Below are 25,806 nucleotides of genomic sequence, written 5' to 3' on the forward strand. Positions count from 1 at the left end.
ATTTGATATGAGTATTCTGCGTACAGAAAATCTTGAAGCCTGTTATGAAAAAAAGACCGTGTTTCAAAATTTAAACTTAGACATTACTAAAGGAAAAATAACGACTATTATTGGACCGAACGGTTGTGGAAAATCTACTTTATTAAAAACAATGGGACGTATACTGAAACAAAAGCAAGGGAAGGTATTTTTGCAAGAGCAAGATATGAACACGATTTCAACGAAGGAGATTGCCAGACGGCTTTCTATGCTGCCGCAAAGCCCGGTTGCACCGGGCTTGTTGGGTGTGGAGGAATTGGTATCCTATGGACGTTATCCACATCGTAAAAATAATAAAATAATGACGAATGAAGATATGGAAATCATTGAATGGGCAATGGATATAACTAAAACATCCCCTTTCCGAAACCGAAGCATCGCAAGCTTATCTGGTGGGCAAAGACAAAAGGTTTGGCTAGCCATGGCCCTAGCTCAGAAAACAGATATCATCCTCTTAGACGAGCCCACAACATACTTGGATATGGCCCACCAGCTGGATGTATTGCAAATTATTCAGGAACTCAATCGCCAAGAAAAAAGTACAATTGTAATGGTTCTTCATGATATTAACCATGCCTCCAGATACTCAGACCATATCATAGCCATGAAAGACGGCAGTATAATCAAATCCGGCACACCAACCGAAATCATTAACCAAGAAGTACTAAAAACCGTATTTCAAATAGAAGCCAGAATCATCATCGACCCATATGACCAAGCGCCGGTATGTGTTGGATATAATCTATAGTGCTGAAACGGCTTGCTCAGAAGCGAGGAGCATAAGACAGGGGCTCGGAAGGAGGCGTTCTCCCCTCCTGTAGAGGTCATGCTTATGTCCTGTGAGCTTCTAGCCGTTGAAGCCGGATTGACTATAGTGCTGAAGCGGCTTGCTCAGAAGCGAGGAGCATAAGACAGGGGCTCGGAAGGAGGAGTTCTTCCCTCCTGTAGAGGTCATGCTTATGACCTGAGTTTCTAGCCGTTGAAGCCGGATTGCATAAAAGCTGAGGCGACCTATTAAAGGACCAAAGACTAAAAACGCACGTCCTGTGGCAACGTCTTTGTGACCAACATCCTGTTGGCCTCCGCAACTAATTCACAGAGGATAATAGTCCTCTATTTTTTTATGTCTAAAGGAAGGGTAAAATAGGCAAGATATGTCGGGGTAAATCGTTTAATTTTTCAGTGAATAGAATGCGTCATTTGTTCTAAATTATGATGTCAATGGTAAGATAATAGGTAAGGATAGTTAATGTGTAAGAAAAGGCATGAATAAAGATAAACGATCAGGAGGAGTAGTATGTTTAAAGTTTATAATGAAAATCCGAGTCAAATACATATGCCTGTTTTGGTAACTGGAGCATTTAATCATCCAGTTACGCTTGCAGCGACTTTATCGGAAGCGGATAAAATGATGAATAGTAAGCTTCAGGAGCTTGCCAAGGTTGGAGATATTTCCGCTCGGAAGAAAAAAGTTTCGACATTGCATACACTTGATCTTATTCCACCGGAGAGATTGGTGTTCGTTGGATTGGGGAAACAAAAAGATTTAACATTCGAAGAGCTGAAAGAAGCATTTGGCAAAATGTTTCAGAAAGTCGAAGGTCGTGGATGGACAAAGATTAGCGTCGACTTAACGTCATTCCTGACAGATGTCATTACGGTGGAGGATGCAGCACATGCTTTAGGAGAAGCATTAGCCTTGTCTACGTATGAATTTGAAGGATATAAGCATAAGAAAAATGAACCAGATCAGAAAATAGAAGAGGTTTCTGTATATACGGAAGCCGACCGAGAGCTAGTTGAGTCTTCCCTTTTTGTTGGATATACATATGGAAAAGGAACCAATTCAGCTCGGACTTTAGTAAATCTTCCAGGTAATATGCTAACGTCTACAGATATGGCCAATTATGCTAAAGGGCTGGCTGATAAGTATCAGTTTGAGTGCGAAATCCTTGAAAAAGAAGATATGCAGGAGCTTGGAATGGGAGCCTTGCTTGCCGTCAACCAAGGATCTGCTGAACCACCTAAAATGATTGTCCTAAAATATCAAGGGAAATCTGACTGGACAGATGTAATTGGTTTGGTTGGCAAAGGAATTACATTTGATACAGGCGGATATTCAATAAAGACAAAAGCAGGGATAGTTGGAATGAAAACGGATATGGGGGGAGCAGCCGCTGTCCTTGGAGCTATGGAGATAATTGGGGAATTCAGACCTGAACAAAATGTTGTGGCTGTTATTCCATCAACAGATAATATGATTTCCGGAAATGCCTTCAAACCGGATGATGTCATAGTTTCCATGGCTGGTAAAACAATTGAGGTCTTGAATACAGATGCCGAGGGGCGTCTTGTGTTGGCAGATGCGATTACATATGCTAAACAGCATGGAGCGGATTATTTAGTTGATGTAGCTACATTAACCGGGGGAGTTATTACAGCATTAGGTGTAGAAATGACAGGTGCGATGACAAATCATGAAAGCTGGTTTGAGGAAGTCTTAAAAGCATCTGATGAAGCTGGAGAACCCATGTGGAGATTGCCAATTACCGAAAGGGATAAAGCGCGTGTTCGCAATAGCAAAATAGCTGATCTTAATAATTCGCCGGGAGCAGAGGGGCATGCCATTATGGGAGGTGCATTTGTTGGTGAGTTTGCCGAGGAGACTCCATGGGTGCATTTAGATATAGCTGGTACATCTACAAGACGTTCCAGCTATGAACTTGGACCATCAGGTGCTACTGGTGTAATGGCGAGGACATTGGCTGTATTGGTTGAACGTTTTGGTTTGGATGGTGAAGATTAATCTAATCTCATAAATAGATTTAAATGTGAATGTTATCCTTGTAAGAGGGCATACGCCCTTACCTGCTGTTAGGTTTCTGCATACATAATAGTGTAGGCATTTAAACAAACAGGAGGTATTTTACAGATGGATTACAGACAGAGAAGACCATGGGGCAGACCGTGGGGCGGACCGTGGGGAAGACCATGGGGTAGACCAGGTTTTGGTTTTGGATTTGGAGGTCCGATCGGGGGATTTGGTTTAGGATTAGCCGGCGGATTAATAGGTGGAGCATTGCTTAGCAGACCATGGGGATATGGATATGGTTATCCTCCGTATGGATATGGGTCCCCATGGGGATATGGTGGCGGATTTTATTAATAATAATTTGTAAACAAAACCAGCAGTTATCAAACTGCTGGTTTTTAGCTCCATCGTATGACTACCCCAACTTCACAACAGGGAGGACTGGTTTGTTTATCAGCAAAAACCAGCCGAATTCCCTCCGGATCGTAATAGATGGAAGGAGCTATTCGAATACCGGTTGAAAGCAATAATCGATTCACTTCGCTTAGGTTATTAAACTCAGAGGCTGCCATAATTTGACGAGCTAAATCTTGAGATGCAGAGATCTGATTGGCAATTCTTAATGCTTCAGTCAGATAGGACGCGGTTCGATTGGCAGAATTCTTAAATTTTGTTGTATCTATAGCAGGAACTTTTCTGTTATATGAAGAATAAGAATTCATACCAGTAACAGATGGATGGATCCATGTGGGTATGTGGTAATGAGGACCTAGACTTTGAGCCCAGTTATAAAACTGTTGATTTGCATACATATGGGCACCTCCTCTTACGAAATAAAATACCTTATAACTATATATAAGAGAAGGTAGATTGTATTAGACCAAAAAATAAGCAACGGTTAGGTTGCTTATTTAGGGGATAGATGATGTTCGTTTAGATATCGTTGCGATGCTCGACTAAATCAATAACACCAAGAGCAATATGGGCAAGCCCAAATCCAAATAGTGCATTGGCAATCATTTTATTGCTATTATGCTTTTGTTTAAGGGCATAACCAGTAGCAGCAACAGCGGTACCTAATACAGTTGGAACCATTCCTTCTCGAAGATCCATTTGACCAATCCTCCATCATCTAGATATGCTTTTTGTAAAGTCTTACAGATATCCAGTTCATCTTTTTTCGAAGGGATTCACCTTAAAAATCAGAATAGGAATCAGTTGTAAGAAAGCTTTACTCCTTTATTTTTCCGCTCTTTATCTAATTCATAACAAATAAGCAATGGAAAGGATGCCTTTAATTGGATTTAAGTAAAACATTGATGGGTACATTAGGGATAGAAATAGTTGAGGTCTGTGAAGGAAGAGTTGTTGCAACCATGCCTGTTGACCATCGGACACACCAGCCGATGGGACTTCTTCACGGTGGCGCATCGGTGGCTCTTGCCGAAACGGTCGCCAGTCTTGGTGGATATACAATGGTTGACGAGGAGAAAGAAGCAGTCGTTGGTTTAGAGATTAATGCGAATCATCTTAAAAGCAAAAGGGAAGGCTTGGTGACCGCAACAGGAAATATTGTACACAGAGGAAAAAAAACAATGGTATGGGAAATTAAAATAACGGATGAAGAGAACGAATTAATATGTATCAGCAGATGTACGCTTGCTGTTATTCAAATAAAAAAATGAGGATGTTTTACAAGGTCTAAAGCGATCTTGTAAGCATCCTCTTTTTCTGTCATTAGCTATTTTTTTGTTTTTTTGCCTTTTTTAAATCATCACGCACACTATGTTTCCACAATTTAACGCCTGTATTATAGGCTGCACGGCTGATTAAATGTCCGGCAACCGGAGCTGTCATAAAAATAAAGAAGATAGCTAACAGGATACGGGAGTTAAAATGGCCCTCTGTAATCCAGAAATATAAGAATGTGCCAAGCAATACAAGGGTTACACCCAAAGTGGATGTTTTAGAAGCTGCATGGTTCCGCGTATAGACATCGGGTAAACGGAGTATTCCAAGAGCTGATACAACGGTTAATATAGAACCGATTAAAACGATACAAACAAAAATATAGGAACTAATTTCGTTCATTTTCTATGATTTCCCCTTTCTCCAGGAATTTCGAAAAGGCAACCGTACCAGTGAACGAAAGAATACTGATCAGAAGGATAACCTCTAAAAACATGGATGTGCTGAGCAATAAAGATAGTATGGCAATCATGCAAATTAAGTTCATGCCAATAGCATCCAATGCCATTACACGATCAGGGATGCTTGGTCCCTTAATTACTCTATAAATTAGAATGAGCATCGAAATAGCTATACAGACTAAAGAAAGCTGAAGGATGAAATTAATCATTACTCACTCACCTCCAGAATAAGTCGCTCAAATGAATTTTTTATACTTTCTTGCATCTCTGGAATCTCCGATATGTTTAATGCATGGATGAATAATGTTTTGTTATCAGAAGAAATATCCAGAACTAATGTACCGGGAGTTAAGGTAATCAGACAGGACAGAAGAGTGATCTGCCAATCCGATTTAAGTTTGGTTTCATAAGTAAAAATTCCTGGCTTCAGTTCAAGCTTTGGTCTGATGATTGTTTTAAAAACGTCGAAGTTTGCAATCAATAATTCTCGTATAAATATCCCCAGAAGGTGAAGGACAGCCACTACCTTATGCAAATAAAACCGAGTCGAAAAAAAGCGTCTGAATAGAAAAAGAATAATCGCCCCAATTAAATAGCCGATAATAAAGGAAGCGGCTGTATTTGACGTCGTCAGGAACATCCAGGTCAAGGCTAGAATTACATTTAATAATATTTGATAAGACATATCTTCATCACTCCTTTAGTACGGCCTGAATGTAATCTGATGGATTCATTAAAACATCAACCGCATCAGAAACATACGTATAAACAACTTCAGAGCCCAATCCGTACAATATTGAGACTACAAGTAAAATGCCGATCGGCAATAGTAAAAAACGGTTATCTTTCTTGGAGAAGTTCTCATCGTAAACTTTTTTCTCTCCCCAGAACGCGAATATGAAAATGCGCATCACGGAATATAAAACAATTAAACTTGAGAATAGGACTACCAATCCTCCTACGTAATGCCTTTCATCAAAGGCACCCTGAATGATTAGTAATTTTCCTGTAAAACCGCTGAAAGGTGGAACCCCTGCTAACGATATAGCCGCTATGAAGAACATCCAAGCTAAAAGTGGAGATTCGTGAATTAACCCACCCATGCGCTTAATATTACTTGTCCCTGTTTTGGCCATCATTACTCCAATAAGCAGAAACAGGGCTGCTTTAATCATCATGTCATGAATTGTATACATAATTGAACCGGATATGGATGCGGTATTCATGATTGAAATACCGAAGATTATAACACCAATGGCAATTACGATATTGTAAATGATGATTTTTTTACCATCCATATAGGCCAATACACCGATACAGCCAAATACAATGGTTAAAATTCCAAGGTACTCCAGCAATGTATGCGTATAATCAGTATGATGATAAAACATAATGGTAAAGGTTCTTAGGATGGAATAAACACCAACCTTCGTTAATAATGAACCAAACAAAGCCAGGATTGGAATTGGCGGCGCAAAGTATGAGCCGGGCATCCAAAAATATAAAGGAAAAATGGCTGCCTTCAATCCAAACACGATTAGAAACAGAACAGCGATAACCGTGATGATTCCCGGCTGGTCTACTTCCGCAATTCTTTCTGAGATATCTGCCATATTCAGCGTACCTACAACAGAGTATAAGAATGCAACAGCAGCAACAAAAAGGCCAGAAGCAATTACATTTACAAGCAAATATTTAATAGACTCGCGAAGCTGTACTTTTGTACCACCTGTCACAAGTAATACATAAGATGACATCAGCATTACTTCAAAAAATACAAATAAGTTGAATATATCTCCGGTCAAAAATGCCCCGTTAACACCTACAATTAAAAATTGGATAAGGGCATAGTAGAAATATTTTTCACGGTTTGCATCAATATTTTTAAAAGAATAAATAATCGTTACTAATGTAATAAGAGATGTAGTTAAAACCAGTAAGGCTGCCAGCATATCCGCTACAAGACTAATTCCGAAAGGGGCATCCCAGCTGCCGGCCTGCAAGGTTAGAATGCCATTTGTTTTTACCTCTATTAAAAGTGAAAAGGTAACTACCAGGACCAGTATAGAAGAGGCCAAGGCGACTATTCGTTGGGCATTTATTTTTTTCGCAAGGAATAACAATAAAATTCCTGTCAATAACGGAAGTAAAATAGGTAATATAACAAGGTTATTCATATGACTTATTTCCTCTCAGTTGATCCATGTTATCCGTTCCAAGTTCCTGATAGGAACGATAGGCCAATACCAGGAAGAAAGATGTGACACCGAAGCTAATTACAATCGCTGTCAGGATTAATGCCTGTGGCAGCGGATCCACATAGGATTTGGCGTGTTCACTTAAGATAGGCACAGCTCCTTGTTTTAATCCTCCCATGGTAAGAACCAATAAATTCACCGCATGGCTCAATATGCTTGTTCCAATAATGATACGAAGCAAGCTTTTTGATAAAAGTAAATAGGTGGAAATCGTAAATAGAATTCCTATAGCAAAACACATTAAAATCTCCATCATTCACTCTCCCCAATCGTTTGAATAATGGTCATTGTCACGCCGATTACAACTAGATAAACACCCGTATCAAAGATAACTGCTGTATGAAGGGATGTTTTTCCAAGGAGCGGCAAATCAAAATAATCAAAGGCGTGCGTCAGGAAAGGAGCATCGAAGAATAACGCACCAGCTCCAGTCCCGACAGATAACAACAACCCCACAGCTATTAACGATAAATAATTTACCGGCAGAAAACTTTTTACGGTTTTTAAATCAAATGCCAGCAATAAAAGAATGATGGCAGAAGAAGTCATAAGACCACCGATAAATCCACCGCCCGGCGTATAGTGTCCGGCAAAGAAAATGTGTATAGAGAACAAAATAATAATAAAAGTTGCGATTTTAGTAACCGTCTGTAAAATTAAATCATTTGTTTTCATTCTTCCCCTCCTCTTTTCGTGAGACGGAGTTTAATCATGGTGTAAATTCCCATGGCTGCAATGGATAATACGGTGATTTCAAACATGGTATCCAAACCACGGAAGTCAACCAGGATTACGTTAACCATATTCTCTCCACCAGCTTCTTTGTACGTAACCTCTTTATAAAATTCAGAGATGGATTCAAATAGCTTCGTACTGTGAGAAGCCAGCGCGATAAGTGTCATCGTAATTCCGACACCGAGAGAGATTGCCAGGTTCGTCAATTTAAAACGCATACGCTTTTCCTTTGGTTTATACTTCGGCAAGTGATAGAAACAAAGCAAGAACAGCGATGTAGATACTGTTTCAATGACAAATTGAGTTAAGGCTAAATCAGGTGCCCTAAATAGAACAAATAAAAGTGATACTGTATAACCAACCGCTCCCATTAAAATGATTGAAGTCAGTCTCGATTTTGCAAATAGAATCATGATTGAAGCCAGAACTAAGATAAAGATCAAAATAACTTCGTATACCCCAATTGGAGTCATACTGGTTGTTTCGAATGCAAAGCTATCGGTTTTCCAAACCGTATAAAGTAAACTGATAATCAAGAAGCCAAATATATAAACTAAATAATCATGGATACTCCCGTTCATATATCCGCGGGTAATGAGACGTGAACCTGTATCCAGTGATCTTAATCCCATATTATATGCATTGTTTAATGTGTATTTATCAGAGAAATACGTATAAATCTTGCTCCATTTTGGATAGAACTTATACAAGATAATTCCTAAGATGACAACTCCGATTGTCATTAATAATGCGCCATTTACTCCGTGCCACATTTGTATATGAAGATGCGGAGGGTTTCCGTTTTCATAAAGGCTCGGCAGGATAGCTGCAGTAGCTGGCTCAATAATTGTTGAAGTAAGGATGTTTGGAAATAATCCAAAAATAATAACCAAGGCTGCAAGCGTGATTGGTGAAATCAATAATCCAATCGGTGCTTCATGTGGTTTTTTCGTTAATTTTTCAGGCTGAAGTTTGCCGCCAAATGTTCTAAATAAAAGAATCATACAGTAAACAAATGTGAATACACTTGCCAGCCATCCAATAACAGGGAATAAATTACCCCATGTTTGCAGGTTAAGAAAATCTGCTTTTGTTATATCTAATAGGCTGCCAAAGAACATTTCCTTACTCAAGAAGCCATTGAATGGAGGCAAGCCTGCCATTGAGAATGCTCCGATTGCAGCAATAGTAAAAGTGATTGGCATTATGGTCATTAATCCGCCCAGTTTACGAATATCCCTAGTTCCCGTTTCGTGATCAATTATACCGACTGCCATGAATAATGAACCTTTAAAGGTTGCATGGTTAATTAGGTGAAAAACAGCTGCCGAAACAGCGGCAATATATACATTATTCTCGGCTGATCCAAAATGGAGGGAAGCCGCACCGATGCCAAGCAGGGACATGATTAAGCCGAGCTGGCTGACTGTTGAGTAGGCAAGAATCCCTTTTAAATCATACTGACGTACTGCATTAAAGGAACCCCAAATTAAGGTTATGATACCGACCAGGCCGATAATCCATACCCATTCACCTGATAAAGCAAATATAGGGCTCAAACGTGCTACTAAATAGATACCTGCTTTAACCATCGTTGCTGAATGAAGATATGCACTGACTGGTGTAGGTGCTTCCATTGCATCAGGTAACCAAATGTGGAATGGGAATTGGGCAGACTTCGTGAATGCCCCTAATAAAACGAGTATCATCGAAAAATAAAAAAGAGGATGGTTTACCAAATCAGGAGCCATTGAAATTAATTCTCTGATGCTGAAGGTATTTCCCATTACAGAGAGGGTTATAAAACCTCCTAGCATGGATAAGCCACCTAAAAAGGTGATTAATAATGATTTTTGCGCTCCGTAGCGAGATCCTTTTCTCTCATGCCAATAGCCAATCAGCAGGAAGGAAGAAAGGCTGGTAAATTCCCAAAACGTATAAAGGACGATTAAGTTGTCAGATAGGACAACCCCAAGCATAGCCCCCATAAATAATAGTAAATAAACATAAAAATTACTCAGTTTTTCTTTTGTTTTGTCCATATAAAAGATGGAGTACAGAATAACTAGTGTACCAATACCTGTGATCAGCATAGCGAAGAGCAGGCCTAATCCGTCTACATAAACATCAAATGATATGTTTAGTGAAGGAATCCACTCAAAACTAGCTGTTATGGATTGATGATCCGTTATTTCAGGCAGGAACGTAAACAAATAACCAAATAATACGATAGGTATAATGAGTACGAACCATCCGGTATGTATTTTACGAGCATATTTGCCTATAAACGGAATACATATCGCAGCCAAAAAAGGCAGTAATATACTCAAGTGAAGCATTGACATAAGGACCTCCCTTAAAAAATTATAAAATATTGAAAAATTACAACAAAATGTACCAATCCGTACATTCAGCATAGCAAATTATACAGCAAATTTATATTAGACTGTACTTGAAAAGACTGGTATTCATGTGTTTTAACCATGTATTATATGAAGGAAAAAATTTAAAAATTTAATTCTCCTTTCCGATAAATGGTTTATAATGGGAAAATGTGAAGTATAAGGAATAATGAAAATGAAGAATACATATGTAACAGGTTATTTTCCCTTATTATCGATAATGGCATTTAGTCTGTTCTTTGCTGTTCATCTTATGGTAAGAATGATTGCATTTTTAAAAAGCAATGGGCTCTATTCAGGCATGACTGGATTGTTATCAGAGATCCATATTAAATTATCCTTTTTATTATTGTTCTTTATCTGTTTTTTTATGTTACTTGCTGCGTTAAAGCTTCTTGTCGATACCTTTTTGGAACTGTCACTTTTATTTTTCTCAAAGGATAAGGTGGGAGAAGACCTGCAAAAGCTGAGAGGGACTTCTATCATTTTTCTGATAGGTGGACTTATATCTATGTTATGTTGTCTTTGGTTGCTTGCAGGCTGCTTTTTACTTACTTCATTATTCGCTTTTATATACTTTCTGTATATAATCAGTTCATCCTTATCGGGTACCTGATTGATAGGGATTATATTTTTTCATGTAACTATCTGGGCCGTTCTGTTATTGGCAGTCTGTCTCTCTGTCTTAAAATTATATAATAGTATAATGGCGGGACTTCCGCTGTAAAGGAAAAAGCATGATGAACCTCTAATAGAGAGAATACATCATGCTTTTCCATATTTGTATTTGCGGCTGACTTTTATTTAAAAAATCAATACTGGACGGCTGATCCTTGCCCACCCAGACCCCACCAGTATACGAAGCAGTCATCCCAATAAACCATAAATCATGATAATCATTTGTTGTACCGGTTTTTCCTCCTATATAAGCTACCTGTTTTTTGAAGCAATCGAACAGCTGCAGTATTAACCGATTTGGCCATTGCCTGATTGAGTGGAAGATTGCTATATGTTGAATGACCATAGTTCTCTGGGCAGTAATTTTCGATGCATATCGCTGAAGCGTCTATTTTTTGGATCCTTATTAGTTTTCAAATAAGGCGCATATACCAGCAATGGTTTAATCGTAGATCCTGGCTGACGAAAACTTTAATGGGCTCGATTAAATGTTGAGGGTTTATATGTTTTTCCCCCAATCAATGAGACAAGCTCATGAGTAGAATGATTAATAACTACCGCTGATGCTTCAACGTTTTTATAAGGCAGGATGCTACTAACGGCTGATTTGGCTTTTTCTGAATATCTGAATCGAGAAAAAGTGTGGATCGTAATTCCTGAATGCAGCAGTTCCGTGATGCGGTTATCTAATTTCTCTGTTAATTGATTAGATTCTTGTTCAGATAAACCAGAAAACTGATAACCATCCTGCTCTGCGACCAGCTGACGAAATTCAGCCAGCGTGTAATCGGTATAATCAGGAAATTCTTGGATTCGTTTGGAAAGATTTAATTTTATTGATTCTTTTAAAATTTGCTCTTTTTCTCCATTCGTTATGAAATTCTTATTCTCAAGTTGCTGCAGAAGTCTAACCTGGCGTTTTTTTGTATTTTGGAAATTAGTCAGCGGGTCATAAAGACTAGGGTTATTAGGAATTGCCGCTAGAAAAGAGAGTTCACCATGCTTGAGATTCTTTGCTGATTTGGAAAAATAAAAATGAGCAGCAGCTTCAATTCCATAGGAACTGTTACCATAGTAAATCGCAATTATGTAAGTATTTAATAGTTAATCTTTTGAAAAATCACGCTCAAGCTGATAGGCGTAAAGCAGTTCAGTTAATTTACGATTATATGTACGTTCATTTGTGAGGAATAAATTTCGAGCGAGCTGTTGTGTAATGGTGCTGCCCCCTTGATGAATTCCCCCGCTTTCCGTATTAATTATGAACGCTCTGCTAATAGCTGATAAATCAAACCCCTTATGTGAATAAAAATGCTGATCCTCTGAAACTACGTAAATATCCTTTAAAATTTGAGGGATATCAGCATCCTTTATATATTTCCGATTCTCTGTTTGATAGATTTCTCTGATAATTGTCCATCGGAATCTGTGATTGTACTGTTAAGCTGCATGGCTGATTGATCTATTTGTAAATTGGTGTCCAAAACATGATTGAGGCTTTGCAATTTGGAAAACTCATTCAGTGTTAATGTACTCAATCCGTATAAGGATGGAACCAGTAATAAAATCATACAAAATCCAATTGATTTTCTCATTTTTACCCACCTGGAATTCTATTCGTATATTTAACTATATCGTATTGATTTTATGGTTAAAAGAGGAAAATTTGGAAGGAGCAATAGATTACACGAAAACAAGGAGGTTGTATCATTGTGAAGAAGGATGACCACTATTTATTCATAGATTTTGAATTTACAATGCCAGAGGATCGAAATAATCCGAATGGGTTCTTTCCTGAAATCATTGAATATGGAATTATCGAGGTAAAGAGTGGAACAATAGTCAATCAATACAATTCTTATGTCCTGCCCAGAGTATTTCAGTCGTTAACGAACCGATGTAAGAACTTTTTGCACATTACCGAAGATGATCTTAAGACAGGGGTGGAATTTGATGTTTTTCACAGTTTACTGCGAGAATTGGATCATCCTAACTCTCCAACGATTGCTACATGGGGAAACATGGATATGAAGGTGTTAAAGCAAAACTGTCAGTATTCAGGACATATATTCCCTTTAACGGGAAAGCAATTGGATTTATCGATTGAGTATCAAAAATTCTTTGGTGACCGAAATCAGACAGGCCTATGGAAAGCAGTTCAGCAATATGGGGACAAGGCTAAAGGCGTTTGGCATCGTGCTTTGGATGATGCCAGAATGACTTATGAACTGTTTACATTAATTGAGCAGGACAGGAGGTATGTGGATAACTATAAGCCAACGACAATCGGAGACGTTGTGGATTTTTCACAGTTATTTAATGGGTTGACGTAAAAAACCAAATCAGTAAAGAGTGATTTGGTTTTTTATGTTTATCATATTGGAAAATACTCGCGCTCTATATTCGATATAGCTGACAAAGACATATCTGACCACTTTGATTCTTCTTTTTGCAATTCCTGTTTTAATGTTTCAAGAGACTGGCGCAGGGATTCTGTGTAATCAGGAATTTCCCCTTTAAACGGTTTCACCATGTTTACCGGTATGTTGGTTTGTTCCCTGTAAGCTAAAGCCTTTCGCTCATGGAAAAAATCAACTTCTGTTTGTTTTGGATGATGAAGATCTCCCTGCATAGGGTGCTTTAATACAGCCAGTATTTTAACAACCATATATCCATTTGTTCGGATATTGGTGATTTCGCCTACATATTTACCGGTTTTATAATGTGCAATCACTTGGTCGCCAATAGTGAGTTCATTCATTTTTATCCCCCATTCATATCTGTTCTTCTCTATCATACCGATGTACCATAATCAATCCTATAAAAAGCTCTTCAGAAAGATGCTTTTTTTTTGAGAATCGTGTAAAGTGAAAAATTGGAGGTAGTTTAAATGAAATGGAAGACCATGATACTATTATTAATAATCCTCCTTGGTGCAGCGATTTGGAATCTGTATATAAAAGATAAGGTATTCCAATCTGGTGATCAAACAACTTTAAAGCTGGATCAAACCATTAAAGAGAAAGAAGGCGAAGATAAAATGACAGTATTACCTCAATTTACAGAAGTACAAGGTAATGAAAGATTAGTGGAGATGGTAACTAATAAAGGTTCCATCCAAATCAAATTATTCCCTGACCAAGCTCCTAAAGCGGTTGAAAATTTCCTGACTCATGCAGAAAATGGATACTACGAGGGGATCATTTTCCACCGCGTGATCAATGATTTCATGATTCAAGGCGGAGATCCAACTGGAACAGGAATGGGTGGAGAAAGCATTTGGGGTCAATCATTCGAAGATGAATTCACGATGGATTTATTTAATTTCCGTGGTGCTTTGTCTATGGCAAATGCCGGCCCTGGTACAAATGGAAGTCAATTCTTTATTGTTCAAAAAGGTGCTGTTGAAGCGAATCTAAAAGGACAAATGGAACAAGCGGGATATCCTCAGGAAGCAGTGGAAAAATACATGGAAATAGGCGGAACTCCTTGGCTTGACCACAGACATACCGTGTTTGGACAAGTTACTGAAGGAATGGGTGTTGTAGATGACATCGCAACTACTAAAGTAGGTCCTAACGATAAACCGGTTTATGATGTAGTGATTGAAAAAATCAACATACTAAAATAATCCCTATAATGTAAGTAGGCTGTCGATGACTCGGCAGCTTTTTTCTTATTTATAAATGAGGATAATCAAATATCACTTATACTCACCCTGGTCGTGTTATAATATGGTTAAAATTCAAATGTTTTCAAATCAGGAAGGGGTGTCTCCAAACATGTCTCAGCCATTAGCGTTTATTATAGGATTATTCTTGTATTTTCCTGAAGATAAAAGAGAATACATTCCAGCCGGATTAACGATGGCCATTTTTACATTGTTTGCAGTGTTAACGATGCGGTTTATCATTGTTTATAATCGTAAGCAGGTACAGAAGGCAAAGGAATTGGAAGAAAAATTAAAAGAGCAAAATATTCAATGATGGCTGCACATGCAAAGTGTGCAGTTTTTTTTTGCCGAAATCTGAGTGGATTCTTCTTAAAATTAAACAAGCATTTGCCAGACTGATTGGCAAATGCTTGTTACATAATTAGTTGAGGTCTTGGAATGCTTCGTGCAATCTGCGCAAGCCCTCAGTGAGAGTGTCCTTAGAGCACCCTATATTCATTCGAACAAATCCTTGGCCATCCTGCCCATATTTCGCACCGGGTTCAAGAGCCAATTTCCCTTTATGGATGAGCCTTTCTGTGATTTCAATATCTGATATTCCTAAATCCCGTAAATCGATCCAAACAAGGAAAGATGCTTGAGGAATCATGATGTTTATTTTCGGTAAATGCTTAGAAACATAATCAGTCAGGATTTCAATATTCTCTTCAATTTTGGATACGGTCTCACTCACCCACTCAGCACCATGGGTGTAGGCCGCTTCCATGGCAGTATAGGCAAGTACATTAATGCCCCCAATACCTTGCTTGAGGAATTGCTGTTCCATTTTTAAGAGGTAATCTTTATTTTCACTTAGGATCAGAGAGCCATGCAATCCAGCGATATTAAAGGTTTTACTAGGAGCCATCAGTGTAATAACATCTTTGCTGATGATTCCGGCAGGTGTGTGAATATTGTCATAAAGAATCAGGTCAGCGTGAATTTCATCGGAAATGACAGGCACTTGATAGTGCTGACATAGGCTAATCATTCTCTCAAGGTCTTTCTTTGCCCAAACCGTTCCGCCAGGATTGTGCGGGCTGCATAAGATGAATAATTTTACTCCATTACGAAGCTTGTTTTCAAAGTCTTCAAAATCAATTTCAAATTGATTTTGGTTGATTTTCATTCTATTGGTAACAAGAGTTCGGCCATTACTTTTAACGACATTATGAAATGGACCGTAGACAGGTGTTTGAATCATCACTTGATCTCCAGCTTCAGTAAATGCAAGAACAGCTGCTGATAAGGACGGAACTACACCTGGACTAAAAGAAATATTTTCTCTTTTAAGCGACCATTTATGCTTTTCGTTCATCCAATTTATGATAGCCTGGTATACAGAATCGGAGGCATATGTATATCCGAATATTGGGTGCTGTATGCGGGTAATTAAAGCTTCCTGTACCTGAACAGGCGAAGCCCAGTCCATGTCTGCCACCCACATTGGCCATAAGTCACTGCCTGCGAATAATGAATCAACGTTATCCCATTTATACGAAGCTGTTCCTTTACGATCTATAATGGTTTCTGTATTTGTTGTACTGTTCATTTTTTCACCCCGCCTTTATATGATTCCCTTATTTTATCATATATTTACAGACTGGCAGTTTTAGAAGATTTATTAATTGGCTTGTTTTCTCAAATAAATATGGTATGTGAGATGAAAATAATTGATTACATATTCATATGTATAAAATGAGTGTTATAATGGAAAAAGTTTAATTTAAATTAAATTTTCAGATATCTTTATATCTAATGATACTTTTAATGGAGGTGAGGGTATGAACCTTACAGCTAAGGAAATTGAGATTTTGAATATTCTCGAAGAAAACGCCAGAATCCCTCTGGATGATATAGTAAAAATGACAGCAATGTCTAAAGAGGAAGTTGAACTAGCCTTAAAAAAACTGAAAGAATCCAATATTATTGTTGGCTATGCCGCTTTGGTCGATTGGTCGAAAGTTAAAGATCACGAAGGAGTTACTGCCATGATTGATGTGAAAGTAACCCCTAAAAGAGGCGTAGGCTTTGATGAGACAGCAAAACGAATTTATCGCTATGAAGAGGTCACATCCGTTTATTTAATGTCAGGTGCTTATGACTTATCTGTGGTCATTGAGGGCAAGTCGATGAATGAGGTAGCGCGATTTGTTTCAGACAAATTATCGACTCTTGATTCAGTTATTTCTACAACGACTCACTTTATTCTTAAAAAGTATAAACATGATGGGACTGTATTTGCACCTCTTGATGAGGATAAAAGGATTGTGATAACTCCATGATTAAAACGAGTTATCTATCTGATACGGCTCGAGAAATGAAGCCCTCCGGAATACGTAAATTTTTTGATTTGGCAGCAGGCATGGAAGGTATCGTTTCGCTTGGTGTAGGTGAGCCAGATTTTGTTACTCCGTGGCGATACAGGGAAGCTGCTATCCTCTCGATGGAAGAAGGCTATACGTCTTACACAGCAAATGCAGGATTGCTTGATTTACGCGAGGAAATTGCAGCCTATATGAGTAGACGTTTTCAGGTAACATACTCCCCTGAAAATCAAATTATTGTAACTGTAGGTGCAAGTCAGGCAATCGATATCGCCTTACGAGCCATTCTCAACCTAGGAGAAGAAGTAATAGTCGTTGAACCATGCTTCGTATCCTATGCTCCATTAGTGGCATTGGCAGGAGGTAAGCCTGTTTCGGTTGGAACCATGAAAGAATCTGATTTTAAACTGTTACCCGAACAGTTAGAAGCAGCTATAACACCGAAAACGAAGGCGATTATGATTTGTTCACCCAATAATCCAACAGGAACCCAATTGTCTAAGGATGATTTGAAAGCATTAGCTGAAATTGCTATTAAACATGATGTTCTTGTGATTTCCGATGAAATCTATGCGGAACTTGTTTATGATGACGCGTATACCAGCTTTGCAGCCATTGAAGGGATGTATGAACGGACGATTTTAATATCAGGCTTCTCAAAGGGATTTGCTATGACAGGCTGGAGGCTTGGTTTTGTATGTGCAAACAAAGAAATCTCTGAAGCTATGCTGAAAATCCACCAGTATGCGATTATGTGTGCCCCTACATCTGCCCAATATGCTGCTTTGGAGGCCCTGCGATATGGGGCGGGATATGTGGAAGAAATGCGTATGAGCTATAATCATCGAAGAAATTATATTGTTAGTTCATTTAATGAGATTGGTTTGAAGTGCCACACACCGGGTGGAGCATTTTATGCTTTTCCATCCATTGAATCTACTGGCATGAGCTCTGAAGAATTTGCAGAAAAATTATTGATTGAGGAAAAGGTAGCAGTAGTACCAGGCAATGTATTTGGTATAGGCGGAGAAGGGCATATCCGTTGCTCTTACGCTACATCTATCGATCAATTACGGGAAGCCTTAACCAGAATTGAACGATTTTTAAACAATCATTCATAAATTTCCTTATGGACTTTTACTAAGAGTTTTCTGAGTATAGGGAAAAGATTTTCAAATATAAAAAATGAGGGGGCAACCATAAGTCGTTAAATGACCTATGGTTGCCCCTTTGTTTGGTTGAGGCCAACAGGATGTTGGTCACAAAGGCGTTGCCACACGACGTGGCGTTCTTAGTCTTTGTTCCTTGAAACAGTCGCCTCAGCCTTTTAATCAATCCAGCTTCAACTCCTAGTCCCTCGAGTCATAAGGATAGCCACTGCGGGAGGGAAGAACACCTCCCTGCGTGCCTCTCTCTTATGCTTTTCGGGCCTGGGCAGTCGTTTCAGCCTTTTAGTTAATCTAGCTTCAGGGCCTAGGAGCTCGGGACATAAGCATAGCCTCTACGGGGGAAGAACATCCCCTCCGAGCCTCTGTCTTATGCTCCTCGCTCCTGGGCAAGGCCCTTCAGCTTTTTAGTTAATCCAGCTTCGGCTCCTAGGAGCTCGAGTCATAAGCAAATACTCTGCGGGAGAAAAACCTCCCTCCGAGTATTCGTCTTATGCTTGTCGCTCCTGGGCAGTCGCCTCAGCCTTTTAGTTAATCCAGCTTCAACGGCTAGAAGCTCAGGACATAAGAAAAGCCACTGCGGGGAAGACCATTCCCTTCGTGGCTTTCTCTTATGCTCCTCGCTTCTGAACGAGCCGTTTCAGCTTTTTAAGTTCCCCATTATCCTTAGGAAGTCGGCTTCGGTTATGTCTTGGGTTTTCTTTAGTATTAATTTCGCTCGCTTTTGCCCCATTGTGTTGATGAGGTGATGGAGTTCGGGATCTAGTTGGCATGGTCCTGTTGGATTGGCGTGCTCCATTAATTCGGAGGCAGGGCAATCCAATGCAGTTGAAATAGTCAGGAGAACCTGGAGGCTTGGTGTTATTTCATTTTCCTCGTATTGCTCAAGTTTGTGAGTGCCGATTCTGGAGCGTAACGCTAGCTCTTCCACACTCATTCCTTTGTCAATTCTGTACTTACGAATATTTTCTCCAATTGTAGCCATTATCAATCCCTCCCGATATTAATAGTTCTCCTTATATTCTACCACCTTACTAAATAATTCCAATAGAGTTCAGGAAGACTAATAAAATTGCGGCAGGGCATACGTAACGGACTAGGATATACCAACCGTTAAACATCCAGTATTTCAATTTCGAGCCATTTTGTAACTCTGTTCTGACTGCGTTTTTATCCATAACGTAACCTATAAATATAGAGATAAATAGTGAACCGAGCGGCAGGGCAAGATTTGAAACAATAAAATCTGCCAGATCAAAGAATGTTTTCCCTGCAATATGAACATCATTTAAAATGCCATAGGATAAAGCACTCGGAATCCCTACAATGAAAGTGATGACTCCAGCCAGCCATGCGGATGATTTTCGTTTTTCGGGATTTTCTTTTGAAATGACTGCTACAACAATTTCCAAAATGGAAAAGGCTGAGGTAAGAGTCGCAAATAACAATAAGATCATAAAGATGATCATGAAAAATCCTCCGAATGCGATCTCATTAAATACAGCTGGTAGTATGACAAAAACTAGTCCTGGACCTGATGCAGGATCATATCCTAACGCGAATACAGCAGGGAAGATAACAAGTCCTGCTAATAAGGAGATTAAAATATTTAATCCCACAACTGAAAAGCCAGATTTCATCAAATTCTCGTTTTTCGGCAAATAGGAAGCGTAGGTCACCATTACCGATGTTCCCACACTAAGAGCGAAAAAGGCTTGTCCAAGTGCCAGCAATACGGATTCACCCGTGATTTTATTGAAGTCTGGCTGCAAGAAGAATCTAACACCTTCCATAGCTCCATCCAAGGTTAACGATCGAACGGCCAATATAATAAACAAAATGAATAATGCCGGCATCATATACTTGCTTGCCCGTTCAATCCCTTTTTTGATTCCTCCCTGAACCACCCATATTGTCAATAGTATGAACAGAATCTGGGAAATGATTGATTCATATGGATTTTCAATAATGTTATTAAATAATGATTCATAATTAGCTACCCCTGTTATCTGCCCAAGTAGACTTCTGCCTAGATAGGATAAAATCCAGCCGCCTACCACACTGTAAAAGGATAGCAACAGAACGGAAGCAATTACACCCATCCACCCCATTAAAAACCATTTAGAATTAGGGGCTATAACTTTATAGGCACTGACTGCATCCTTTTGTGCGTTTCTTCCAATAACAAATTCGGAAATTAAAATAGGAGCACCGATAAAGAGTGTGAACGCAATAAATAAAAGGAAGAAGGCCGCACCGCCATTTGTTCCAGCCATATAAGGGAATTTCCAAATGGCCCCCAGTCCGATTGCTGAACCGGCAGCAGCTAAAATAAAACCAATCTTTGATGACCATTGTTCATGTGTTTGCATGTATGCACCTCATAGCTTGTAATCTTATTAATCGTATTATAGTAGCATTATACAGGAATAATTGCCAGAATATTAAATCTGATTAAACAGGTAAGTTATTCCTGCCGATAAAGGTGTTTATTATTAGGCAATAGGGTAAATAAAAATAGAAAGGTATGTAGGTCATTTTTGATAATGGTTAAACATTGTGCTATAATTTTATATTGCGTATATAAACGAAAAATTTAAACATTTATAGGAGTGTTATTATGACTACAAAATATGAAGTAGGTCAAATTCTTACAGGTAAAGTAACTGGCATTCAGCCTTACGGAGCATTCGTTGCTTTAGACGAAAATACACAAGGACTCGTTCATATTTCCGAAATTACGTACGGTTTTGTGAAAGATATTAATGATCAATTAAAATTAGGCGATGAAGTTAAAGTTAAAGTTCTTTCCGTTAATGAAGAAGCTGGGAAAATCGCTCTATCTATTCGTGCTACAGAAGAGCCACCAGCAGTTAAACAGGAAGCTCGTAAACCTAAGAAAAAATCTCAACAAAGTTCAGTTAAAGTTCCGCCTGCTGAAACACCACAAGGATTCAATACACTTAAAGATAAATTGGAAGAGTGGATTGAACAATCCAAACGCGAAGATCTTATTAAAAAATAATTGAATTGATTTCTGAAACTGCCCTTATCACTTGTTTCGACTGTGATAATGGGCAGTTTTTTGTTGTTAACAGTTATTAATTCCAATTGTACGTAAATTATCGGATAATATAGACAAGACTCAACTTATCGTTTAATTGGGTTTTTAGTCGAATAGAATTATACCTTATACGAAAGCAAAACTTAGATAGGGGGCCGATTCATGTGACAAAGACAACTGTTTCCAACGAAGTGATTGAACAAACAGAACAATATGGTGCCAAGAATTATCACCCATTGCCGATTGTTATAGCTGAAGCTGAGGGTGTTTGGGTAAAGGATCCAGAGGGCAACCGATATATGGACATGCTGAGCGCTTATTCGGCTGTAAACCAGGGGCATCGTCACCCAAGAATTATTCAGGCCTTAAAGGAGCAAGCAGATCGTGTAACTCTGACGTCAAGAGCTTTTCATAATGATCAGCTTGGTCCATGGTATGAAAAAATTTGTAAGCTAGCAAACAAAGACAAAGCACTTCCTATGAATACTGGCGCGGAGGCGGTTGAAACAGCTTTTAAAGCTGCAAGAAGATGGGCCTATGACGTAAAAGGAGTGGAAAAGGACAAGGCAGAATTTATCGCCTGCACTGGGAACTTTCATGGCAGAACGATGCTTGCTGTTTCTCTTTCTTCTGATGAGGAATATAAAAGAGGTTTTGGTCCTATGCTGCCAGGCATTAAGCTTATCCCATTTGGCGATATAGAAGCTTTAAAGGAAGCGATTACTCCCAATACAGCAGGCTTTTTGATTGAGCCGATCCAAGGTGAAGCAGGAATTAATATACCTTCTGAAGGGTTCCTTAAGGAAGCATATAATGTATGTAAGGCTAATGATGTTTTATTTATTGCAGATGAGATTCAGGTAGGGCTTTGCAGAACGGGCAGGATGTTTGCGTGTGAGTGGGAGGATGTTGTTCCTGATATTTATATTTTGGGTAAGGCCCTTGGTGGCGGAGTATTCCCAATTTCCTGTATTCTGGCCAATCATGATATTCTTGATGTTTTTAATCCGGGATCCCATGGATCTACATTTGGTGGTAACCCATTAGCCTGCGCAGTATCTATGGAGGCTATTGATGTGTTAGTTGAAGAGAACTTGGCTGGAAAATCCGAACAGCTGGGAGCCTATCTGAGTGAAGAATTAAGGAAGATTGAAAATCCTATTATAAAAGAAATCAGAGGCCGTGGTTTATTTATTGGTATGGAATTAACGGAATCAGCACGCCCATATTGTGAACGGTTAAAGGATGAGGGCTTATTATGTAAGGAAACTCATGATAATGTCATCCGTTTTGCCCCACCACTTATCATTACCAAAGAAGAGCTTGATTGGGCGATTTCAAAAATTAAAAAGGTATTGTCTGTATAAATGAATAGGCCCATCCAAATAAAGGGATGGGCCTATTCTAGATATTATGATTTTGATGGATTTGGTTGTTCCTGGCTGCTTGTTTGTTCGCTTGGCTTGAATAGTAATCCAAGATTGACAAGGCCTGCAATTCCAACAAGTGCATAAATAACACGTGCGAAACCACCAGCTTGGCTTCCGCCCCCAAAAACAGTGGCAACCAAATCGAATTGGAAAAATCCGATAAGTCCCCAGTTAATGGCGCCTATAATTGTTAAGACAAGTGCGGTACGTTGTATACCACTCATTTGATTTCCTCCTTCAAAAAGCATGGTTCAGTTATAGAGTGGTTAAAAAAAGAAAATATTATACATGATTTTAGGTTTTATTAATGAAATTAAAGGAATTAAAGATAAAGAAAACGGAATAATAAGGAGGAAATAGAATTATGCAAAATTTTACATATAAAAATCCGACAAATTTAGTATTTGGTAAGGATACAGTTAAAGAACTGAAAAATTTAATACCAGCCGATTCAAAAAATATTTTATTAATTTATGGTGGGGGAAGCATAAAGAAAAATGGCTTATATGATCGTGTTGTTGATGAGCTGAAGCACAGAGAACTAACCTATCATGAATTATCTGGAGTAGAACCAAATCCGCGTATCTCTACTGTGCGCAAAGGTGTCGATATATGCCGAGAAAATGAGGTTGATTTTCTTTTAGCTATTGGCGGAGGTAGTGTTATTGATTGTACGAAGGCAATTGCGGCAGGTGTTGTGTATGAGGGAGATCCATGGGATTTAGTCACCAAGAAAGCCAAAGTAAAGGGCGCTATGCCGTTTGGTACAGTTTTAACACTGGCAGCCACAGGCTCTGAAATGAACTCTGGCAGTGTGATTACGAATTGGGAGACACAGGAGAAGCACGGGTGGGGTTCACCATATACATACCCTCAGTTTTCTATCCTTGATCCGGTTAATACGTTCACAGTTCCTCGCGATCAGACGATTTATGGAATGGTTGATATGATGTCACATGTGTTGGAAACATATTTTAACCACACAGAAAATACACCTTTACAGGATAGAATGTGTGAATCAGTGTTAAAAACAGTTAAAGAAACGGCTCCGAAATTATTGAACGATATGGAAAATTATCAATATCGGGAAACTATTCTTTACTGTGGAACGGTGGCTTTAAATGGTACATTGAGTGTGGGTATCCGTGGCGATTGGGCAACGCATAATATCGAACATGCTGTGTCAGCTGTCTATGATATTCCTCATGCAGGGGGGCTTGCAATCTTATTTCCAAACTGGATGAAGCACTGTATGCACGAAAATCTTGATAAGTTAGTCAGATTGGGAACTGAGGTATTTGACGTGGATCCAGCTGGTAAATCAAAAGAGGAAATCGCTAATGATTGTATCCGTAATATAAGAGATTTCTGGACAGGAATCGGCGCTCCATCCAGATTGGCTGATTATGATATAGACGATTCCAAAATAGAGTTAATAGCAGACAAAGCAATGGTGAACGGTGAATTCGGAAACTTTAAGAAGCTTAACAAAGAGGATGTACTATCTATTCTCAAAGCATCTTTATAGTTTGAAAAAAAGGTCTTCCTGTAAGACCTTTTTCTCAATGTTACGAAATGTAAACGCTTGAAATTTTTGAAGCTATTAGTCGCAACTTGATTATCATTTTCGGATTCTGTAAAGTGAAAATGAGGAAACTGAATGGAGGACAAAAAATGACTCATATTAAATTTGATTATTCAAAAGCACTAGAATTTTTCCAAGAGCATGAAGTGTCTTATATGAAGGATACTGTAAAGCAACTGCATCATACAATCCATGAAAAAACAGGAGCTGGTAATGATTATCTTGGATGGTTATCTTTGCCTTCTGATTATGATAAAGAAGAGTTTGCACGTATAAAGAAAGCAGCAGAAAAGATTAAAAACGATTCTGATATCTTATTAGTTATTGGGATTGGCGGATCTTATCTTGGAGCTAGAGCGGCAATTGAAATGCTTCAACACAGCTTCTTTAATATTCTGCCTAGTGAAAAGCGTAAAGCTCCGCAAATCATTTTTGCAGGTAACAATATCAGTTCTACATATATGCGCGATTTAATGGATCTTCTTGAAGGAAAAGATTTCTCGATTAATGTTATATCTAAATCCGGTACAACTACTGAACCAGCGATTGCCTTCCGTATTTTCCGTAAGCTATTGGAAGAAAAATATGGCGCAGAAGCAGCAAAGGGCCGCATTTATGCAACTACAGATAAAGCTAGAGGCGCTTTAAAAACAGTTGCTGATGAAGAAGGGTTTGAAACATTTGTCATTCCTGATGATGTAGGCGGACGTTATTCTGTTCTTACAGCTGTTGGATTACTGCCGATTGCTGCAAGCGGAGCGGATATCGATGTTATCATGAAAGGTGCAGCTGCAGCTGAGCAAGATTATTCTGAATCTGAATTAGAGAACAATGAGGCGTATCAATATGCAGTTGTTCGTAATCTTCTTTATCGTAAAGGGAAAACCATTGAGATGTTGATTAACTATGAGCCATCCTTACAGTATTTCTCCGAGTGGTGGAAACAGCTCTTTGGTGAAAGTGAAGGAAAAGATCAAAAAGGAGTTTATCCATCTTCTGCGAACTTCTCAACTGATCTTCACTCATTAGGACAATACGTGCAGGAAGGTCGCAGAGATCTGTTTGAAACAGTTATAAAAGTAGAAAAGCCACGCCATGAATTAGTTCTTGAAGAGGCAGCAAATGATTTGGATAACCTCAATTATTTAGCTGGACAAACAGTAGATTTCGTGAATAATAAGGCATTTGAGGGTACATTATTAGCTCATACAGATGGCGGAGTTCCGAACTTGGTTGTGAGCATTCCGGCACTTGATGAATATACATTTGGTTATATGGTCTACTTCTTCGAAAAAGCATGCGCAATGAGCTGCTATTTAATGGGGGTAAATCCATTTGATCAACCAGGTGTCGAAGCATATAAAGTTAATATGTTCGCTTTACTTGGCAAAGCTGGCTTTGAAGAAAAGAAAGCTGAGCTTGAAAAACGATTAAATTCTTAATATTAT

Annotated in this window: 29 protein-coding genes and 2 pseudogenes; 14 read left to right on the forward strand and 17 right to left on the reverse strand. The window is 38.8% G+C overall.

What is annotated here, in order from left to right; translation table 11 throughout:
- Nucleotides 1-7: 7 nt before the first annotated feature.
- The 3 genes from FHY45_RS14640 (at nt 8) to FHY45_RS14650 (ending at nt 3,205) form a co-directional block, all read left to right on the forward strand.
- Entirely contained in the window at nt 8-787 is a 780-nt protein-coding gene (locus FHY45_RS14640; protein WP_139892288.1) for an ABC transporter ATP-binding protein, read from the forward strand.
- Between the two features lie 549 nt (nt 788-1,336).
- The gene (locus FHY45_RS14645) at nt 1,337-2,845 is read left to right on the forward strand and encodes a leucyl aminopeptidase (protein WP_139892292.1); all 1,509 of its coding nucleotides are present in this window, start codon (nt 1,337-1,339) and stop codon (nt 2,843-2,845) included.
- Nucleotides 2,846-2,971: 126 nt separating this feature from the next.
- Nucleotides 2,972-3,205 (forward strand): hypothetical protein, encoded by a 234-nt coding sequence (locus FHY45_RS14650; protein ID WP_066106603.1) that lies wholly within the window; start codon nt 2,972-2,974, stop codon nt 3,203-3,205.
- Between the two features lie 44 nt (nt 3,206-3,249).
- Here FHY45_RS14650 and FHY45_RS14655 read toward each other — a convergent pair whose 3' ends face one another.
- Nucleotides 3,250-3,663: a YuzC family spore coat inner layer protein gene (locus FHY45_RS14655; RefSeq protein ID WP_066106606.1), complete on the reverse strand. Its 414-nt coding sequence runs from the start codon at nt 3,661-3,663 to the stop codon at nt 3,250-3,252.
- 121 nt (nt 3,664-3,784) lie between these two features.
- Nucleotides 3,785-3,964: an asparagine synthase gene (locus FHY45_RS14660; protein ID WP_066106609.1), complete on the reverse strand. Its 180-nt coding sequence runs from the start codon at nt 3,962-3,964 to the stop codon at nt 3,785-3,787.
- 206 nt (nt 3,965-4,170) lie between these two features.
- Between FHY45_RS14660 and FHY45_RS14665 the strand changes: the two genes are divergently transcribed.
- Nucleotides 4,171-4,536, forward strand: a complete 366-nt coding sequence (locus tag FHY45_RS14665) for a hotdog fold thioesterase (RefSeq protein WP_066106926.1) — start codon at nt 4,171-4,173, stop codon at nt 4,534-4,536.
- Nucleotides 4,537-4,588: 52 nt separating this feature from the next.
- Here FHY45_RS14665 and mnhG read toward each other — a convergent pair whose 3' ends face one another.
- The 7 genes from mnhG to FHY45_RS14700 are packed head-to-tail and all read right to left on the reverse strand — an operon-like array spanning nt 4,589 to nt 10,339.
- Nucleotides 4,589-4,942, reverse strand: coding sequence for a monovalent cation/H(+) antiporter subunit G (mnhG, locus tag FHY45_RS14670; protein WP_066106612.1), 354 nt, complete (start codon nt 4,940-4,942; stop codon nt 4,589-4,591).
- Nucleotides 4,929-5,210, reverse strand: coding sequence for a Na(+)/H(+) antiporter subunit F1 (locus FHY45_RS14675; RefSeq protein ID WP_066106615.1), 282 nt, complete (start codon nt 5,208-5,210; stop codon nt 4,929-4,931). The genes mnhG and FHY45_RS14675 overlap by 14 nt, the downstream gene beginning before the upstream one ends.
- Complete coding sequence (locus FHY45_RS14680) at nt 5,210-5,686, reverse strand: Na+/H+ antiporter subunit E (RefSeq protein ID WP_066106620.1); 477 nt, start codon at nt 5,684-5,686, stop codon at nt 5,210-5,212. Before FHY45_RS14680 ends, FHY45_RS14675 begins: the two co-directional genes overlap by 1 nt.
- Nucleotides 5,687-5,693: 7 nt before the next feature.
- On the reverse strand, nt 5,694-7,178 hold the full coding sequence (locus tag FHY45_RS14685; protein ID WP_139892294.1) for a Na+/H+ antiporter subunit D: 1,485 nt from the start codon (nt 7,176-7,178) through the stop codon (nt 5,694-5,696).
- On the reverse strand, nt 7,171-7,512 hold the full coding sequence (locus tag FHY45_RS14690; protein WP_066106626.1) for a Na(+)/H(+) antiporter subunit C: 342 nt from the start codon (nt 7,510-7,512) through the stop codon (nt 7,171-7,173). Before FHY45_RS14690 ends, FHY45_RS14685 begins: the two co-directional genes overlap by 8 nt.
- Nucleotides 7,512-7,934, reverse strand: a complete 423-nt coding sequence (locus FHY45_RS14695) for a Na(+)/H(+) antiporter subunit B (protein WP_066106630.1) — start codon at nt 7,932-7,934, stop codon at nt 7,512-7,514. Before FHY45_RS14695 ends, FHY45_RS14690 begins: the two co-directional genes overlap by 1 nt.
- A complete protein-coding gene (locus FHY45_RS14700) occupies nt 7,931-10,339 on the reverse strand; it encodes a Na+/H+ antiporter subunit A (RefSeq protein WP_139892296.1) in 2,409 nt (802 codons plus the stop codon). The genes FHY45_RS14695 and FHY45_RS14700 overlap by 4 nt, the downstream gene beginning before the upstream one ends.
- Before the next feature lie 319 nt (nt 10,340-10,658).
- On the opposite strand from FHY45_RS14700, the pseudogene FHY45_RS14705 reads away from it, so the two are divergent.
- Nucleotides 10,659-11,123, forward strand: a pseudogene (locus tag FHY45_RS14705) (DUF5366 family protein).
- Nucleotides 11,124-11,144: 21 nt separating this feature from the next.
- On the opposite strand, the gene FHY45_RS14710 reads toward FHY45_RS14705, so the two are convergent.
- The 3 genes and pseudogenes from FHY45_RS14710 to FHY45_RS14725 form a co-directional block, all read right to left on the reverse strand.
- Nucleotides 11,145-11,420, reverse strand: coding sequence for a hypothetical protein (locus FHY45_RS14710; protein WP_066106638.1), 276 nt, complete (start codon nt 11,418-11,420; stop codon nt 11,145-11,147).
- A 125-nt stretch (nt 11,421-11,545) separates the two neighbouring features.
- Nucleotides 11,546-12,487, reverse strand: a pseudogene (locus FHY45_RS21255) (transglycosylase domain-containing protein).
- Nucleotides 12,445-12,669 carry a hypothetical protein gene (locus FHY45_RS14725; RefSeq protein ID WP_066106641.1) on the reverse strand — a complete coding sequence of 75 codons (225 nt, stop codon included), beginning with the start codon at nt 12,667-12,669 and terminating at the stop codon, nt 12,445-12,447. The pseudogene FHY45_RS21255 and the gene FHY45_RS14725 overlap by 43 nt, the downstream one beginning before the upstream one ends.
- A 117-nt stretch (nt 12,670-12,786) precedes the next feature.
- Between FHY45_RS14725 and kapD the strand changes: the two genes are divergently transcribed.
- Nucleotides 12,787-13,407, forward strand: a complete 621-nt coding sequence (kapD, locus tag FHY45_RS14730; RefSeq protein ID WP_066106643.1) for a 3'-5' exonuclease KapD — start codon at nt 12,787-12,789, stop codon at nt 13,405-13,407.
- 41 nt (nt 13,408-13,448) lie between these two features.
- On the opposite strand, the gene kapB is transcribed toward kapD, so the two are convergent.
- Entirely contained in the window at nt 13,449-13,835 is a 387-nt protein-coding gene (gene kapB / locus FHY45_RS14735) for a kinase-associated lipoprotein KapB (RefSeq protein ID WP_139892300.1), read from the reverse strand.
- A gap of 129 nt (nt 13,836-13,964) precedes the next feature.
- Between kapB and FHY45_RS14740 the strand changes: the two genes are divergently transcribed.
- On the forward strand, nt 13,965-14,705 hold the full coding sequence (locus FHY45_RS14740) for a peptidylprolyl isomerase (protein ID WP_139892302.1): 741 nt from the start codon (nt 13,965-13,967) through the stop codon (nt 14,703-14,705).
- A 151-nt stretch (nt 14,706-14,856) separates the two neighbouring features.
- Nucleotides 14,857-15,060: a hypothetical protein gene (locus FHY45_RS14745; RefSeq protein ID WP_066106649.1), complete on the forward strand. Its 204-nt coding sequence runs from the start codon at nt 14,857-14,859 to the stop codon at nt 15,058-15,060.
- 108 nt (nt 15,061-15,168) lie between these two features.
- Here FHY45_RS14745 and FHY45_RS14750 read toward each other — a convergent pair whose 3' ends face one another.
- Nucleotides 15,169-16,338, reverse strand: coding sequence for a MalY/PatB family protein (locus FHY45_RS14750; RefSeq protein WP_066106652.1), 1,170 nt, complete (start codon nt 16,336-16,338; stop codon nt 15,169-15,171).
- 232 nt (nt 16,339-16,570) lie between these two features.
- On the opposite strand from FHY45_RS14750, the gene FHY45_RS14755 reads away from it, so the two are divergent.
- Both FHY45_RS14755 and FHY45_RS14760 read left to right on the forward strand, forming a co-directional pair.
- Entirely contained in the window at nt 16,571-17,071 is a 501-nt protein-coding gene (locus tag FHY45_RS14755; protein WP_066106655.1) for an Lrp/AsnC family transcriptional regulator, read from the forward strand.
- On the forward strand, nt 17,068-18,234 hold the full coding sequence (locus FHY45_RS14760) for an aminotransferase (RefSeq protein WP_139892304.1): 1,167 nt from the start codon (nt 17,068-17,070) through the stop codon (nt 18,232-18,234). The genes FHY45_RS14755 and FHY45_RS14760 overlap by 4 nt, the downstream gene beginning before the upstream one ends.
- A gap of 685 nt (nt 18,235-18,919) precedes the next feature.
- Here FHY45_RS14760 and FHY45_RS14765 read toward each other — a convergent pair.
- On the reverse strand, nt 18,920-19,264 hold the full coding sequence (locus tag FHY45_RS14765; protein WP_139892306.1) for a helix-turn-helix domain-containing protein: 345 nt from the start codon (nt 19,262-19,264) through the stop codon (nt 18,920-18,922).
- Between the two features lie 49 nt (nt 19,265-19,313).
- Entirely contained in the window at nt 19,314-20,651 is a 1,338-nt protein-coding gene (locus tag FHY45_RS14770) for a sodium-dependent transporter (RefSeq protein WP_139892308.1), read from the reverse strand.
- A 248-nt stretch (nt 20,652-20,899) separates the two neighbouring features.
- Between FHY45_RS14770 and yugI the strand changes: the two genes are divergently transcribed.
- A complete protein-coding gene (gene yugI / locus FHY45_RS14775; RefSeq protein ID WP_066106671.1) occupies nt 20,900-21,304 on the forward strand; it encodes a S1 domain-containing post-transcriptional regulator GSP13 in 405 nt (134 codons plus the stop codon).
- 203 nt (nt 21,305-21,507) lie between these two features.
- Nucleotides 21,508-22,710: an ornithine--oxo-acid transaminase gene (locus tag FHY45_RS14780; protein ID WP_139892310.1), complete on the forward strand. Its 1,203-nt coding sequence runs from the start codon at nt 21,508-21,510 to the stop codon at nt 22,708-22,710.
- Nucleotides 22,711-22,754: 44 nt separating this feature from the next.
- On the opposite strand, the gene FHY45_RS14785 is transcribed toward FHY45_RS14780, so the two are convergent.
- Entirely contained in the window at nt 22,755-22,997 is a 243-nt protein-coding gene (locus FHY45_RS14785) for a DUF378 domain-containing protein (protein WP_066106678.1), read from the reverse strand.
- 140 nt (nt 22,998-23,137) lie between these two features.
- On the opposite strand from FHY45_RS14785, the gene FHY45_RS14790 reads away from it, so the two are divergent.
- Together FHY45_RS14790 and FHY45_RS14795 are read left to right on the forward strand one after the other, a co-directional pair.
- Complete coding sequence (locus FHY45_RS14790; protein ID WP_066106679.1) at nt 23,138-24,301, forward strand: iron-containing alcohol dehydrogenase; 1,164 nt, start codon at nt 23,138-23,140, stop codon at nt 24,299-24,301.
- 146 nt (nt 24,302-24,447) lie between these two features.
- Nucleotides 24,448-25,800, forward strand: a complete 1,353-nt coding sequence (locus tag FHY45_RS14795) for a glucose-6-phosphate isomerase (protein ID WP_066106687.1) — start codon at nt 24,448-24,450, stop codon at nt 25,798-25,800.
- The last annotated feature ends 6 nt before the right edge of the window (nt 25,801-25,806 follow it).

The sequence above is a fragment of the Bacillus sp. D386 genome, assembly GCF_006346415.1.

What these genes read in the sequence shown, in the direction of transcription:
- FHY45_RS14640 (WP_139892288.1), top strand. Translation starts at nt 8, where the DNA reads ATGAGTATTCTGCGTACAGAAAATCTTGAAGCCTGTTATGAAAAAAAG.
- FHY45_RS14645 (WP_139892292.1), top strand. Translation starts at nt 1,337, where the DNA reads ATGTTTAAAGTTTATAATGAAAATCCGAGTCAAATACATATGCCTGTT.
- FHY45_RS14650 (WP_066106603.1), top strand. Translation starts at nt 2,972, where the DNA reads ATGGATTACAGACAGAGAAGACCATGGGGCAGACCGTGGGGCGGACCG.
- FHY45_RS14655 (WP_066106606.1), bottom strand. Translation starts at nt 3,663, where the DNA reads ATGTATGCAAATCAACAGTTTTATAACTGGGCTCAAAGTCTAGGTCCT.
- FHY45_RS14660 (WP_066106609.1), bottom strand. Translation starts at nt 3,964, where the DNA reads ATGGATCTTCGAGAAGGAATGGTTCCAACTGTATTAGGTACCGCTGTT.
- FHY45_RS14665 (WP_066106926.1), top strand. Translation starts at nt 4,171, where the DNA reads ATGGGTACATTAGGGATAGAAATAGTTGAGGTCTGTGAAGGAAGAGTT.
- mnhG (WP_066106612.1), bottom strand. Translation starts at nt 4,942, where the DNA reads ATGAACGAAATTAGTTCCTATATTTTTGTTTGTATCGTTTTAATCGGT.
- FHY45_RS14675 (WP_066106615.1), bottom strand. Translation starts at nt 5,210, where the DNA reads ATGATTAATTTCATCCTTCAGCTTTCTTTAGTCTGTATAGCTATTTCG.
- FHY45_RS14680 (WP_066106620.1), bottom strand. Translation starts at nt 5,686, where the DNA reads ATGTCTTATCAAATATTATTAAATGTAATTCTAGCCTTGACCTGGATG.
- FHY45_RS14685 (WP_139892294.1), bottom strand. Translation starts at nt 7,178, where the DNA reads ATGAATAACCTTGTTATATTACCTATTTTACTTCCGTTATTGACAGGA.
- FHY45_RS14690 (WP_066106626.1), bottom strand. Translation starts at nt 7,512, where the DNA reads ATGGAGATTTTAATGTGTTTTGCTATAGGAATTCTATTTACGATTTCC.
- FHY45_RS14695 (WP_066106630.1), bottom strand. Translation starts at nt 7,934, where the DNA reads ATGAAAACAAATGATTTAATTTTACAGACGGTTACTAAAATCGCAACT.
- FHY45_RS14700 (WP_139892296.1), bottom strand. Translation starts at nt 10,339, where the DNA reads ATGTCAATGCTTCACTTGAGTATATTACTGCCTTTTTTGGCTGCGATA.
- FHY45_RS14710 (WP_066106638.1), bottom strand. Translation starts at nt 11,420, where the DNA reads ATGGTCATTCAACATATAGCAATCTTCCACTCAATCAGGCAATGGCCA.
- FHY45_RS14725 (WP_066106641.1), bottom strand. Translation starts at nt 12,669, where the DNA reads ATGAGAAAATCAATTGGATTTTGTATGATTTTATTACTGGTTCCATCC.
- kapB (WP_139892300.1), bottom strand. Translation starts at nt 13,835, where the DNA reads ATGAATGAACTCACTATTGGCGACCAAGTGATTGCACATTATAAAACC.
- FHY45_RS14740 (WP_139892302.1), top strand. Translation starts at nt 13,965, where the DNA reads ATGAAATGGAAGACCATGATACTATTATTAATAATCCTCCTTGGTGCA.
- FHY45_RS14745 (WP_066106649.1), top strand. Translation starts at nt 14,857, where the DNA reads ATGTCTCAGCCATTAGCGTTTATTATAGGATTATTCTTGTATTTTCCT.
- FHY45_RS14750 (WP_066106652.1), bottom strand. Translation starts at nt 16,338, where the DNA reads ATGAACAGTACAACAAATACAGAAACCATTATAGATCGTAAAGGAACA.
- FHY45_RS14755 (WP_066106655.1), top strand. Translation starts at nt 16,571, where the DNA reads ATGAACCTTACAGCTAAGGAAATTGAGATTTTGAATATTCTCGAAGAA.
- FHY45_RS14760 (WP_139892304.1), top strand. Translation starts at nt 17,068, where the DNA reads ATGATTAAAACGAGTTATCTATCTGATACGGCTCGAGAAATGAAGCCC.
- FHY45_RS14765 (WP_139892306.1), bottom strand. Translation starts at nt 19,264, where the DNA reads ATGGCTACAATTGGAGAAAATATTCGTAAGTACAGAATTGACAAAGGA.
- FHY45_RS14770 (WP_139892308.1), bottom strand. Translation starts at nt 20,651, where the DNA reads ATGCAAACACATGAACAATGGTCATCAAAGATTGGTTTTATTTTAGCT.
- yugI (WP_066106671.1), top strand. Translation starts at nt 20,900, where the DNA reads ATGACTACAAAATATGAAGTAGGTCAAATTCTTACAGGTAAAGTAACT.
- FHY45_RS14785 (WP_066106678.1), bottom strand. Translation starts at nt 22,997, where the DNA reads ATGAGTGGTATACAACGTACCGCACTTGTCTTAACAATTATAGGCGCC.
- FHY45_RS14790 (WP_066106679.1), top strand. Translation starts at nt 23,138, where the DNA reads ATGCAAAATTTTACATATAAAAATCCGACAAATTTAGTATTTGGTAAG.
- FHY45_RS14795 (WP_066106687.1), top strand. Translation starts at nt 24,448, where the DNA reads ATGACTCATATTAAATTTGATTATTCAAAAGCACTAGAATTTTTCCAA.